Below are 12,370 nucleotides of genomic sequence, written 5' to 3' on the forward strand. Positions count from 1 at the left end.
AGCGCATCGCTTCATGCAACAATTCGGCCATTCCTATTGGACTGATGGCGGCTCTGCGGCCACCGCGAATGTATGAACGCGACTCCAAGCCGGATCGGCAAATACAGGATCATCAAGGAGGTCGGACGTGGTGCTACCGCGATCGTCTACCTCGCCGAGTCTGACGACCGGCCCGAGCCTGTCGCCGTCAAGCATGTGCGTTTCGATGACAAGGTCAAGGACGAGGCGAAGTGGAACCGCCGCCTGGTCAAGCTGCTCAGGGCCGAGCAGGTGGTGTCGAGCCGTCTGAACCACCCCAACATCATCCGCATCCACGATGCTTCGATCGAGCCGACACAGGCCTATGTGGTGATGGAGTACTTTCCGGGTGGCTCGCTGGAGCGCTACTGCAGCTTCGACAAGCTGCTGCCGATACACCGCACGATCGGCATCGTCTTCAAGTGCTGCATGGCGCTCGATCATGCCTACCGGCAGGGCATCGTGCATCGCGACATCAAGCCGGCCAACATCCTCGTCGACGACGAGGACAACGTGAAGATCACCGACTTCGGGCTTGCGCTCAACATCAACAAGAAGCTCGATACCGACTCGACCTTCATCATGGGTGTGGGCTCGCCGGCCTACATGAGCCCGGAGCAGATCAAGGGCTACCCGCTCAACCAGAAGACCGACCTCTATTCGCTGGGCGTCCTGCTTTTCCATCTGCTCACGGGCCGATTGCCTTTCCGCGCCAGCAACCCTGCCCAGTTGGTGTACAAGATCATCAATGCCGATCCGCCCTCGGTGTCGCAACTCAATCCGGATGTGCCCGAGCAGATGGACGCGGTGATCCGCAAGGCGCTGGAGAAGGATCTGTACTCACGCTATCGCAATGGCGCCGAGTTCGCGAAGGATCTTGCTGCGGTGCGCTACCAGATCCTCGATGAGGACCAGGCTCCGCTTGACCAGGCCCGTTTTGCACGCTTGCGCAAGCTCGCGTTCTTCACCGAGTTCGAGGACATCGACCTGTGGGAGGTGATGCGCATCTGCGCGTGGCGCAAGGTCGGGCCGCAGGTCGCCTTGATGCGCGAGGGCGACAACGACCAGCGCTTCGGGATCGTCCTCGAGGGCAAGGTCGAGCTGTCGATCGAGGGGCGCCGCGTCATGCAACTCGGGCCGGGCGAGGTGTTCGGGGTGCAGGCCTGGCTCGACCAGCTCGAGCGCAGGCACATGATGACCGTTGTGTCGGTCGGCGAGCTGAGCTATCTGGAGGTCAACCCGGCTGCACTCGCGCTCGCCAGCGAGGAGGTGCTCGAACGCTTCCGCCGCGAGATCTCGACCGTGGTGGTGCGGCGCCTGGCACAGGTTTCGCGTGAGCTTTCCGCGACTGCGCCCGCCGCGCTGCGCGCGGAACACACCGCAACGGGTTTCGATCTGCAACTGCTCGATAACTGAAGGCCTGCCAGGCCAGGCCAGGCCGGGCAGCGGCCCTGCCTAGCGGGCCGCGCCGAGCGCGCGTGCCCTGGTGGCGCTGGCTTCGCGCGCGGCCGCGTCAGGCGCCTGGATCTCGAGCCAGTGGCCGAGATGGCGACAGGTGAGTTCGGAGAGGGCCTGCATCCATTCATGACGCTCGTTGAGGCAGGGAATGTAGTGGAACACCTTGCCGCCTTTCTCGAGGAAGGCCTCCTTGCACTCCATGGCGATTTCCTCGAGCGTTTCCAGACAGTCGGCGACAAAGCCGGGGCACATCACATCGACGCGTCCGACGCCTTGGGCAGCAAGCGCCTCGAGTGTCGGCTGGGTGTAGGGCTTGAGCCACTCGGCCTTGCCGAAACGGGACTGGAAGGTGACCAGTACGCGCTCGGGTGCGACGCCCAGGCCTTCGGCCACGAGGCGGCCGGTCTTGTGGCATTCGCAGTGGTAGGGATCGCCGAGGTCGAGGGAGCGCCGTGGTACGCCATGGAAACTCAGCAGGAGTCGATCTGGTTCGCCATGGACAGCCCAGTGCTCGCGTACGCTCGCGACCAGGGCTGCAATGTAGCCGGGATCGTCCTGGAAGCTGCGCACGAAGCGGATCTCTGGCTGGTTGCGCCAGTGCGCGAGGCAGCGCCCGACCTCGTCAATGACGGTCGCCGTCGTGCTGGCCGAGTACTGCGGGTACATCGGCACCACCAGGATGCGCGTACAGCCGCGGCTGCGCATGCCGTTGAGCGTGTCGGCGATGGAGGGCTTGCCGTAGCGCATGGCGTAGGCGATGTCGAGTTCGCCATGGCCGGCCTTGAGCAGGTAGCCTGCCAGCAGCTTGGCCTGGCGTTCGGTGTGGACTTTCAGCGGTGAGCCTTCGTCCATCCACACGCTCGCGTACTTGCGCGCCGAGGCCTTGGGACGGGTGTTGAGGATGATGCCGTTGAGGATCGGCCACCAGATCAGGCGCGGGATCTCGACCACGCGCGGGTCGGACAGGAACTGCTTTAGGTAGGGGCGTAGTGCGGCAGCGGTGGGGGCGTCGGGTGTGCCGAGGTTTACCAGCAGCACGCCGGTGCGGGTTTCGGAGCCGTGCTTGAACGGCGGTTCGGTCCAGTAACGAGACATCGGGGTCCTTGTCGGCGGGCGGGCGAGCCGGGCCGAAGGCCGGCTACGGCCCATCAATGGTTCGAAGACAGGGCGTTCGAGAGCAGTCGTGCCGTGATGTCGACGATCGGAATCACGCGGTCGTAGGCCATGCGGGTGGGGCCGATGACCCCGAGCGAGCCCACGATGCGGCCGTCGACCTCGTAGGGTGCGGTGATCACGCTGCAGCCGTCGAGCGGGGCCAGGCCGGATTCGTCGCCAATGAAGATCTGGACGCCGTCGGCACGGTTGGAAAGGTCCAGCAGCTGGATCAGGCCGGTGCGCTGCTCGAACAGCTTGAACAGTTCGCGCAAGCGGGACATGTTTGACGACAGGTCCTCGAAGTCGAGCAGGTTGGTCTCACCCGAAATCACGTAGCTCGAAGCGTTCTCTTCTGCAGCCTCGGTGCCGGCATCCACGGTCGCCGTCATCAGTTCGGTCATGTCGCTGCGCAACTGGCGCAGTTCCTCACCAAGGCGGCGGCGGATCTCGTCGAAGCCAAGGCCGGCGAAGTGTTCGTTGAGGTAGCTTGCGGCCGCGCTGAGTTCGGCGCCGCTGTAGCCGCGACGGGTGACCAGAATCCGGTTCTGGACGTCGCCGGCGGTGGTGACGATGATGAGCAGGATGCGCGTCTCGGCCAGGCTGACGAACTCGAACTGGCGGATGCGGATGGCTTCCTTGCGCGGCGCCACGACGATGCCCGCGAACTGGGTGAGTTCGGACAACAGGTGCGAGGCGGAGTTGATCAGGCGCTGGGGCTGGTCGGGCAGGAACTGGCCCTCAAGGGCGCGCACGCGGGCGTTCTCGAGCGGCTGCACCGTGAGCAGCGAGTCGACGAAGAAGCGGTAACCGCGTGCGGTGGGGATGCGCCCGGCAGAAGTGTGCGGACTGGCGATGAGGCCCATCTCCTCGAGATCGCTCATCACGTTGCGAACCGTGGCCGGCGACAGGTCGAGACCTGAGAAGCGGGACAGTGCGCGCGAACCGACCGGCAGACCGTCCGCAATATAGCGTTCGATCAGGGTCTTGAGCAGGATCTGGGAGCGGGCGTCGAGGGCGTTCATTTCAGTCGAGAACTATACTTCGAAATGCACCGGAATGCCGCGTGCAGGCGCACTGAGAGGGGTATCTTCCATGTCGGGTGTTGTCGGCGGCTTGCATGAATGTGGTTTAATCCGCGCTCATGAGCTTCAGCTTCCAGACCATCGCCCTGATTGGCAAATACCAGAGCGCCGACGTTGCCGAGTCGGTGACTTCGATTGCGCGTTTTCTACGTGAGCGCGGGCTCAAGGTACTGATCGAGCAAGGCACGGCAAGTTTCATCGGCGGCACGCCCGACTTTCCGGTCGCCAGCTATGAACATATCGGTGCAGAGGCCGATCTGGCCGTGGTCATCGGCGGCGATGGCAGCATGCTGCACAGTGCGCGCCGGCTGATCGAGCACGGCGTTCCGCTGGTGGGGGTCAATCTCGGGCGCCTCGGCTTCCTGACCGACATCTCGCGCACCGACGCTTGCGAGCGCCTCGGCGAGATGCTCGATGGCCGCTTCAGCGAGGAAACCCGCTTCATGCTCGACGCCGAGGTGCTGCGCGCGGGCGAACGCGTGTTCCACACCCTGGCGCTCAACGATGTCGTGGTGAACAAGGGCGACCTGGGGCGCATGATCGAATTCGATCTCTCCATCGACGGTGAGTTCGTCTACACCCAGCGCTCGGACGGCATGATCGTGTCGACACCGACAGGGTCGACCGCCTATGTCCTCTCCGCCAATGGTCCGATCCTGCATCCGAGCGTGGGCGGGATCGCCCTCGTGCCCCTGTGTCCGCATGCGCTCACGGCGCGTCCGATCACCATCCCCGATACCTGCCGGATCGACATCGACCTCTTGCCGCACCAGGATGCGCGCGTGCATTTCGACGGCCAGACGCGTTTCGATCTGCGCTCAGGGGATCGTGTGCGCCTGACGCGATCGTCGCGCGCGCTGCGTCTGCTGCATCCGGAGGGGTACAGCTATTTTGCGATGTTGCGCGAGAAGCTGCACTGGAGTGCTTCGCCCAGACACAACTGATTCCCCGCGGTGGTCGTGACCTTGTGGCCAGTGAGCGCCCGGGCTGCGCCGGGTCGAGCACGCTGCCGTGGGTTGTTTCCACCGCGCCTTGCCTTCGACTGATCGATTCCCATGCTGCGTAATCTGACCATCCGCGACTTCGTAATCGTCGATCGCCTCGAGCTGGAGTTCGAGGCCGGTTTCGGCGCCCTGACCGGGGAGACCGGCGCCGGTAAGTCGATCTTGCTCGACGCGCTGGGGCTCGCCCTCGGCGGCCGTGGCGAAGCGGCGATGGTGCGGCAGGGCTGCGAGCGTGCGGAGGTGAGCGCGGAGTTCGACCTGCCTGCTGCCGGCGAACTGCTTGACTGGCTGCGCGAGCAGGCCTTGCCCACTGACGATGGGGCGTTGATCCTTCGTCGCACGCTTGATGCGGGCGGGCGCAGCCGGGCCTGGATCAATGGCAGCAGCGTCACGCTCGCGCAGTTGCGCTGCGCGGGAGAGTGGCTTGCCGACATCCATGGCCAGCATGCGCATCATGCGTTGCTGCGCGCCGATGCTCAGCGCGCGTTGCTCGATGCCCATGCGGGCGCGTTGCCACTGGCGTCCGAGGTCGCCAGGTGTCATCGCGAATGGCAGCGCCTCGTGCGGCTGCGGCGCGAGGCCGAAGCCGACTCGGAGAACTCGGCGCGCGAGCGCGAGCTGCTCGCCTGGCAGTTGCGCGAGCTTGACGACTTGGGCTTCGACCCCGCCGAGTGGCAGGAGATCAATGCCGAGCACGGCCGTCTTGCGCATGCAGCCGGCCTCATCGAGGGGGCGGAGGAGACCTTGGTGGCGCTCGCCGAGGGGGATGGCGCGGTGTGTTCGGTGCTGCGCCACGTCGATGCTCGTATTGCAGCGCTGGCCGACTACGATCCGACGCTCGCCGACGTGCGCGACCTTCTTGCTGCGGCCGCGATCCAGGCCGACGAGGCGCTGCATGCGCTGCGCCGCTACCGCGACCGTCTCGATCTCGACCCCGGCCGCCTTGCCGAGGTGGAGCAACGCATCGCTGCCGTGCTGGATATGGCGCGCAAGCACAGGGTCGCGCCCGAGGCGCTCGGTGAGCTCAGGCAGCAATGGCAGGCAAGACTGGAGGCGCTCGAGGCAAGTGCCGATCCGCAGCGCATGGCTGTTGCGGAGGCCGAGGCGCGCAGGCGCTTCGATGCCGCAGCCGCCGAGTTGTCCGCCTGCCGGGCACCGGCCGCGCAGAGATTGTCGGCGGAGATTACCGAGGCGATGCAGACCCTGGCGATGGCCGGGGGACGGTTCGAGGTCGCCCTCGAGGCCTGCGAGCCTTCCGCGAACGGTGTGGAAACTGTCGAGTTCCGTGTTGCGGCCAACCCGGGGCAGGCCCTGCGCAGCCTGGCCAAGGTCGCTTCAGGCGGCGAATTGTCCCGTATCGGGCTGGCGATTCAGGTCATGACCAGCCGTGATTCGGCAGTGCCGACACTCATCTTCGACGAGGTGGATGTCGGTATCGGCGGTCGCGTCGCGGAAATCGTGGGCACCTTGCTGGCGCGCCTTGGCGCCGATCGCCAGGTGCTGTGCGTGACCCACCTTCCGCAGGTGGCGGCGTGTGCGGACTGGCAGTGGCGCATCGCCAAGCGCGAACATGATGGCGCTACCGTCAGCGAGGTGGTGGCGCTGGGGGCGAGCGAGCGGGTTGAGGAGATCGCGCGCATGCTCGGCGGGGTGAATATAACGGCCACCACCCGAGAGCACGCGGCAGAAATGTTGAGCCGCAGCTAGGTGCCTGCAGGCACCTGGCGTCAGGTTTCGCGGTTGGGGCAGTTCTCGCGCTTGCAGTCGGCGTACAGGTAGAGCGCATGTTCTCGGATGGAGAAGCCGCGTTCTTCGGCGACCTTGTTCTGCCGGCGTTCGATCTCCGGGTCGAAGAATTCCTCGACCTTGCCGCACTGCATGCACACCAGGTGGTCGTGATGGCCGCCCTCGTTGAGCTCGAACACGGCCTTGCCCGACTCGAAGTAATGGCGCTCGAGGAGTCCGGCCTGTTCGAACTGGGTGAGAACGCGATAAACCGTGGCAAGCCCGATGTCCATGCCTTCGTTCATCAGCGAGCGGTAGACGTCTTCCGCGGTGAGGTGGCGCTGATCCGAGCTCTGGAAGAGATCGAGGATCTTCAGGCGGGGGTAGGTCGCCTTGAGGCCGATGCTTTTGAGGTTCTTCGAGTTGTCGGACATGGGAGCCTGAATTGCGTGCAAGTGGAAGAGAGATTGGCCCGGAGTCTGTGTGCGTCGCGGAGCATGCATGCCGCAAGTGTGCGGGCCGGTATCCGGGGTGCAGGCTTGCGCAGGGGCGGAACCCGAAGGTCTTCATGCGCCAGCGCCTCGGCAACACGGCGTATGTTATATTTTTTACCCCCTTCTGAGAACCGCGACCCGGTCGCGTCAGGCTTGAAATCATCCATGCGTTCCTACATCGCTGCGGTAACCGTCACTGCCGTCCTGCTTGGCGGCTGCTCTCTAGACTCCGCGATCGGAGTCGTAGACCCGTATCGGATCGACATCCGTCAGGGTAATTACGTCGATCAGGACATGCTTGCCCAGCTGCGCAAGGGCATGTCGCGCGAGCAGGTGCGCTTCGTCCTGGGGTCGCCGCTGGTCGCGGACGTGTTCCGCAATGACCGCTGGGACTACGTCTATCACCACCGTTCGGGTCGTGCTGCGCCCCAGCAGCGCGTGATCTCGGTGTTCTTCGTCAATGATGTGCTCGACCGCGTCGAAGGTGATGTGCAGGCCGCCGATGCGACGGGCGAGGGCGCGCAGCCGTCGACGCGTGTCCGTGTCGTCGAGGTGCCAGGGCCTGCCCGGCGCGACTGAATACCGCTCAGCCCGGCGAGCGCGCACGACGCGGCGCCGGCTAGCGCTCATATCATCTATTCCAGGATTGCAACAGAATGTCCGATGTCAGGGTTGCCATTGCCGGTGCCTCCGGCCGCATGGGGCGCATGCTGATCGAGGCGGCGCTCAAGGAGGAGGGGGTCGTGCTCGCCTCGGCCTTCGACCGTCCGCAGACCCCCTTCATCGGCCGTGACGCCGGTGAGATGGCCGGGATCAACACCGGGGTGCAGATCAACGATGACGCGGCTGCAGCCATCGCTGCGGCCGATTGCGTCATCGACTTCACGCGCCCGGAGGGTACGCTCGTTCATCTCGCCCTCGCGCGTGAGCTGGGCAAGGCCGTCGTGATCGGTACCACCGGGTTCGACGCTGCCGGCAAGGCGGCCATTGCCGAAGTTGCGCAGCAGGTTCCGGTCGTGTTCGCGCCCAACATGGCGGTCGGCGTCAACGCCGTTTTCAAGCTGCTCGAGGTCGCTGCGCGCATTCTCGACGAAGGTTACGACGTGGAAGTGATCGAGGCGCATCATCGCTTCAAGGTCGATGCCCCGTCGGGTACCGCCCTGCGCATGGGTGAGGTCGTTGCCCGCGAACTGGGTCGCAATCTGGATGCGTGTGCGATCTACGGCCGCGAGGGCTATACCGGAGAGCGCAAGCCCGAGACGATCGGCTTTTCCACCATCCGTGGCGGTGATGTCGTCGGCGACCATACCGTGCTGTTTGCCGGCCTCGGTGAACGTATCGAGATCACCCACAAGTCGGGCAGTCGCATGCCCTACGCCACTGGTGCAATGCGCGCCGCGCGCTTCCTTGGCGGCCGTTCGTCGGGTCTGTTCGACATGCAGGATGTTCTCGGTCTGCGTTGAGCGGCAGGACTGCTGATGAGCGCAGATCCGCAACTTGACCGCGATGAGGCGCTGGCCCAGTTGCGGCGGGTTCGCGCGCAGCTCGAACTGATCGAGCGCCATACGGGCGCGAGCGTGTGGGAGCTCGATCTACAAAATGACAGCATTGATTTCGACCGCGGCCTGTCGGTCGTACTCGGGCATGGTCCCGGGGTGGCGCTGGACTGGTTGAAGCTGGTCAACGAGGAAGACCGCTCGCTGCTGCATCGCCGCCTCGTCGATCATCTGCGTGGTGTCACGCCAGAGTTTCGTGCGGAGATCAGAGCGTTGTCGGCCGCGGGTGAGTGGCGTTGCCTCGAGATCGAGGGCGAGGCTTTCGATCGTGCTGCAGACGGGCGCTGGTTGCGCGTGGTCGGCACGCTTCGCGATGTCAGCGCGCGCAAGCGGCGAGAGCTCGAGTTGCTCGAGGCCAAGGAGGCGGCGGAGGCCGCCAGTCGGGCCAAGGGCGACTTCCTCGCCAACATGAGTCACGAGATCCGCACGCCGATGAACGGCATCATCGGCATGACCGAGCTTCTTCTCGATTCGGGCATCGTCGGCGAGCAGCGCGAGTATCTTGAGACGGTGAGGACGTCGGCGCAGGCGCTGCTCACGATCATCAACGACATCCTTGATTTTTCGCGCATCGAGGCTGGTCGGCTCAATGTCGAGGCAATCGACTACTCGGTCGTTGCGGTGGTCTCCGAGACGGTGCGCAGCCTTGGCCTGCGGGCGAGCCAGAAAGGGCTGGAGTTGTTCTACGAGATTGCGCCCGATGTGCCGGCCGTTCTCAGAGGGGATCCTACCCGTCTGCGTCAGATCCTCACCAACCTCATCGGCAATGCGATCAAGTTTACCGACGCGGGCGAAGTTGAGGTCAGCGTCGGTCGTGCCCACGATGCCGCAGGTGCAGCAGTGCTGGCCGTGGCTGTTCGTGACACCGGCTGTGGTATTCCGGCGGACAAACTGGAATCGATCTTTGGTGTGTTCTCGCAGGCCGATACGTCGACAACGAGAAAGTACGGCGGCACCGGTCTTGGCCTGGCGATCACCCGTCAATTGCTCGACTTGATGCACGGCCGGATCGAGGTCGAGAGCACGCCAGGGGGCGGTAGCGTGTTTCGCTTCACGCTGCCGCTGGAAGTCGTGGCGGGGCCGACTCCGCTGGACGCCACTGCATTACGGGCCACGCGGGTGCTGGTGGCCGCGCGCAACGAGGCGTTCTCGGCATCGATCTGCCGCCAGCTGAGCGCGTTCGGTGCGCGTGCCGAACGCGTTGCCGGCAGCGGGGATGTCCTTGCAGCGCTGGTGGCGGCCCGCGATGGCTCGGAGCCATACGACTTCCTTATCATGGATGCCAGCCTTCCCGATCCGGCAGGCTTTGCCCTGGCTCAGCGCTTTGCCGATGCAGATTCGCGCCTCGATCGCATCGTCATGATGATGGCGAGCCATTCGCAGCGCAATGATGCAGCCCGCTGCGCGGAGATAGGACTGAACTCGAGGCTCGTGAAACCCTTCTCCCAGGAAGATCTGCTCGATGTCTTGCGGATGGCGCGCGCGGGCGGCGAGGCTGTGGACGTGCAGGGCTCGGTGTTGATGGCGAACCTGCGTTTCGACCTGGGTGAGGGTGTTGGCGCCGAGCCGGTGGGTGGAGGACGGCGGCTGGAGGTGCTGGTGGTGGAGGACAACCCGGTGAACCAGACCGTCGCTCAGCGCATGCTGGAACGCGCTGGCCATTCGGTCACGCTCGCCAATAACGGCGAGGAGGCGCTCGAAGCCTTCGATCAGGGGCGCTTCGACCTCATCCTGATGGACGTCCAGATGCCGGTGATGGGCGGCCTCGAGGCAACGCAGGCCATTCGCGCGCGCGAGGCCCGTCGCAGCTGGGTCGTGCAGGGTGACTGGCGGCCGATGCCGATCATTGCCATGACTGCGCATGCGATGGAGGGCGACCGGCAGCGTTGCCTGGACGCCGGTATGGACGACTATGTCTCGAAGCCGGTTCATCCCCACGAGCTGCTGGCCGCGATCGAGCGCGCCTGTGGTGAGCGCGCAGGGGGCGAAGCGGATGAAGAGGCCGACGTCAGCCTGCTCGAGCTCGGCGAGGCGGGGCGCAGGCAGATCGCCTGCCTGGACGAGGCACGTGCGATGTTCGACGGTGACGAGGATATCGTCCGCCAGTTGGTCGACGTCTTTCTCCGCGATCACGAGCGCACGGTGGTCGAATTGCAGCGCGCATCATCGGCGATGGACTACGCCCAGCTCGCCGAGATCGGTCACGCGGTCAAGGGGTCGGTGGGCTTGTTCTCTGCCAATCGGGCGGTCGAGGCTGCACGCAAGCTCGAGTCGCTCGCGCGTGCCAGCGATCCAGAGGCGGCGACCTCGCAGGCGCGCATCCTCATTTCCGAACTCGGCTTGCTCGCGCGCGTGTTGCGTAACGACTCGGCGTAGGGGGCTGGCCATCCCGGACGGCTTGCTCGGGTGTCGAATCCATCGTGGGGTTTGCCTTCAAAGGCCCAAAAATATACAATTTCGCAGTTTTCATCGACCCGGGCATGAAAGGTTTCTTCCCCGAATCAAACACTTTCGTCTGCGGTGCGGCCGCGGATCGGTTGTCGTCGTGATTGACGACCATCGTTCGGGTCATGGCGAATTGGAGCCAGGTGGCGATGACTGCCGGCTCAACAAGCGGGATTGGCCCCGAGGCCTGTCCCGCTTTTTGTACGTCTTGCTTTTTCTCGTATCGGGGCGCGCCATGCGTGTCCCGGATCTACAAGCTGAATCCAGGAGCTTCTCGTGAGTGCATACCCGTCCGCCCTTCTTGCGCTTGCCGACGGAACGATCTTCCACGGCAAGGGTATCGGCGCGGTTGGCAGCACGGTTGGCGAGGTCGTGTTCAACACATCGATGTCGGGTTACCAGGAAATCCTGACCGACCCGAGCTATTCCCGCCAGATCGTCACGCTGACCTACCCGCACATCGGTAATACCGGTGTCAATGCCGAGGACGTCGAGTCCACCCGCGTCCACGCAGCCGGCCTCGTCATTCGCGACCTGCCGCTGCTGCCCTCCAACTTCCGCATGACGCAACGTCTGGACGCCTACCTGCGCGCCGAGAACATCGTCGCGATCGCCGGGCTCGATACCCGCAAGCTCACCCGCGTGCTGCGTGAGAAGGGGGCGCAGGCCGGCTGCATCGCCACTGCCGCAGACGGCGAGGCGCTGAATGCAGATGCCGCCATCGCCCAGGCGCGCGCGTTCCCGGGCCTGGCCGGCATGGACCTGGCCAAGGTCGTGAGCGCGACCGAGTCGTACGACTGGAAGCAGGCCGAGTGGAAGCTTGACCAGGGCTACGTCGATCAGGCCGAGCCGCGCTTCCACGTCGTCGCCTACGATTTCGGCGTCAAGTTCAACATCCTGCGCATGCTGGCCGAACGTGGCTGCCGCCTGACCGTGGTGCCGGCGCAGACGCCGGCCAGCGACGTGCTGGCGCTCAAGCCTGATGGGGTGTTCCTGTCAAACGGCCCCGGTGACCCCGAGCCGTGCGACTACGCCATCGAGGCCATCCGCGAGATCGTCGCCACGCGCACGCCCACCTTCGGCATCTGTCTTGGCCATCAGCTGCTGGCGCTCGCCTCCGGGGCGAAGACCATGAAGATGACCACCGGCCACCATGGTGCGAACCATCCAGTGAAGGACCTCGACACCGGCAAGGTGCTGATCACCAGCCAGAACCATGGCTTCGCCGTCGATCCGTCGACGATGCCGGCGAACCTGAGGGTGACGCACGTGTCGCTGTTCGACGGCACCAACCAGGGTATCGCGCGCACCGATGTGCCGGCCTTCTCCTTCCAGGGACACCCGGAAGCCAGCCCCGGTCCGCACGACGTCGCCTATCTGTTCGACCGCTTCATCGGTCTGATGGAAGCCGCCAAGTAAGCCGTCACCGGGCA

Annotated in this window: 10 protein-coding genes; 7 read left to right on the plus strand and 3 right to left on the minus strand. The window is 64.9% G+C overall.

Annotated features, from left to right (window positions below):
* Window positions 1-72: 72 nt before the first annotated feature.
* Window positions 73-1,434, plus strand: a complete 1,362-nt coding sequence (locus C662_RS09780) for a serine/threonine protein kinase (protein ID WP_002928104.1) — start codon at window positions 73-75, stop codon at window positions 1,432-1,434.
* A 39-nt stretch (window positions 1,435-1,473) separates the two neighbouring features.
* On the opposite strand, the gene hemH is transcribed toward C662_RS09780, so the two are convergent.
* Complete coding sequence (gene hemH, locus C662_RS09785) at window positions 1,474-2,571, minus strand: ferrochelatase (protein WP_002928106.1); 1,098 nt, start codon at window positions 2,569-2,571, stop codon at window positions 1,474-1,476.
* A 53-nt stretch (window positions 2,572-2,624) separates the two neighbouring features.
* On the minus strand, window positions 2,625-3,653 hold the full coding sequence (gene hrcA, locus C662_RS09790; RefSeq protein ID WP_002928114.1) for a heat-inducible transcriptional repressor HrcA: 1,029 nt from the start codon (window positions 3,651-3,653) through the stop codon (window positions 2,625-2,627).
* A 119-nt stretch (window positions 3,654-3,772) separates the two neighbouring features.
* Between hrcA and C662_RS09795 the strand changes: the two genes are divergently transcribed.
* Entirely contained in the window at window positions 3,773-4,657 is an 885-nt protein-coding gene (locus tag C662_RS09795) for an NAD kinase (RefSeq protein WP_002928116.1), read from the plus strand.
* 111 nt (window positions 4,658-4,768) lie between these two features.
* On the plus strand, window positions 4,769-6,424 hold the full coding sequence (recN, locus tag C662_RS09800; RefSeq protein WP_002928119.1) for a DNA repair protein RecN: 1,656 nt from the start codon (window positions 4,769-4,771) through the stop codon (window positions 6,422-6,424).
* Window positions 6,425-6,444: 20 nt separating this feature from the next.
* On the opposite strand, the gene fur is transcribed toward recN, so the two are convergent.
* Window positions 6,445-6,876 carry a ferric iron uptake transcriptional regulator gene (gene fur, locus C662_RS09805; RefSeq protein WP_002928122.1) on the minus strand — a complete coding sequence of 144 codons (432 nt, stop codon included), beginning with the start codon at window positions 6,874-6,876 and terminating at the stop codon, window positions 6,445-6,447.
* A gap of 225 nt (window positions 6,877-7,101) precedes the next feature.
* On the opposite strand from fur, the gene C662_RS09810 reads away from it, so the two are divergent.
* The 4 genes from C662_RS09810 to carA all read left to right on the plus strand — a co-directional run bounded on the left by C662_RS09810 (window position 7,102) and on the right by carA (window position 12,356).
* Window positions 7,102-7,515 (plus strand): outer membrane protein assembly factor BamE, encoded by a 414-nt coding sequence (locus C662_RS09810; RefSeq protein WP_002928127.1) that lies wholly within the window; start codon window positions 7,102-7,104, stop codon window positions 7,513-7,515.
* A gap of 77 nt (window positions 7,516-7,592) precedes the next feature.
* Window positions 7,593-8,399 (plus strand): 4-hydroxy-tetrahydrodipicolinate reductase, encoded by an 807-nt coding sequence (gene dapB / locus C662_RS09815; RefSeq protein ID WP_002928128.1) that lies wholly within the window; start codon window positions 7,593-7,595, stop codon window positions 8,397-8,399.
* 15 nt (window positions 8,400-8,414) lie between these two features.
* Window positions 8,415-10,868, plus strand: coding sequence for a response regulator (locus C662_RS09820; RefSeq protein ID WP_002928133.1), 2,454 nt, complete (start codon window positions 8,415-8,417; stop codon window positions 10,866-10,868).
* Window positions 10,869-11,213: 345 nt separating this feature from the next.
* The gene (carA, locus tag C662_RS09825) at window positions 11,214-12,356 is read left to right on the plus strand and encodes a glutamine-hydrolyzing carbamoyl-phosphate synthase small subunit (protein ID WP_002928134.1); all 1,143 of its coding nucleotides are present in this window, start codon (window positions 11,214-11,216) and stop codon (window positions 12,354-12,356) included.
* Window positions 12,357-12,370 lie beyond the last annotated feature (14 nt).

The organism is Thauera sp. 28, assembly GCF_000310145.2.
GTDB classification, from domain to species: domain Bacteria; phylum Pseudomonadota; class Gammaproteobacteria; order Burkholderiales; family Rhodocyclaceae; genus Thauera; species Thauera mechernichensis.

Coding starts and splice junctions, on each gene's coding strand:
- hrcA (WP_002928114.1), bottom strand. CDS start 3,653: ATGAACGCCCTCGACGCCCGCTCCCAGATCCTGCTCAAGACCCTGATC.
- C662_RS09795 (WP_002928116.1), top strand. CDS start 3,773: ATGAGCTTCAGCTTCCAGACCATCGCCCTGATTGGCAAATACCAGAGC.
- C662_RS09810 (WP_002928127.1), top strand. CDS start 7,102: ATGCGTTCCTACATCGCTGCGGTAACCGTCACTGCCGTCCTGCTTGGC.
- C662_RS09780 (WP_002928104.1), top strand. CDS start 73: ATGAACGCGACTCCAAGCCGGATCGGCAAATACAGGATCATCAAGGAG.
- hemH (WP_002928106.1), bottom strand. CDS start 2,571: ATGTCTCGTTACTGGACCGAACCGCCGTTCAAGCACGGCTCCGAAACC.
- C662_RS09820 (WP_002928133.1), top strand. CDS start 8,415: ATGAGCGCAGATCCGCAACTTGACCGCGATGAGGCGCTGGCCCAGTTG.
- recN (WP_002928119.1), top strand. CDS start 4,769: ATGCTGCGTAATCTGACCATCCGCGACTTCGTAATCGTCGATCGCCTC.
- fur (WP_002928122.1), bottom strand. CDS start 6,876: ATGTCCGACAACTCGAAGAACCTCAAAAGCATCGGCCTCAAGGCGACC.
- dapB (WP_002928128.1), top strand. CDS start 7,593: ATGTCCGATGTCAGGGTTGCCATTGCCGGTGCCTCCGGCCGCATGGGG.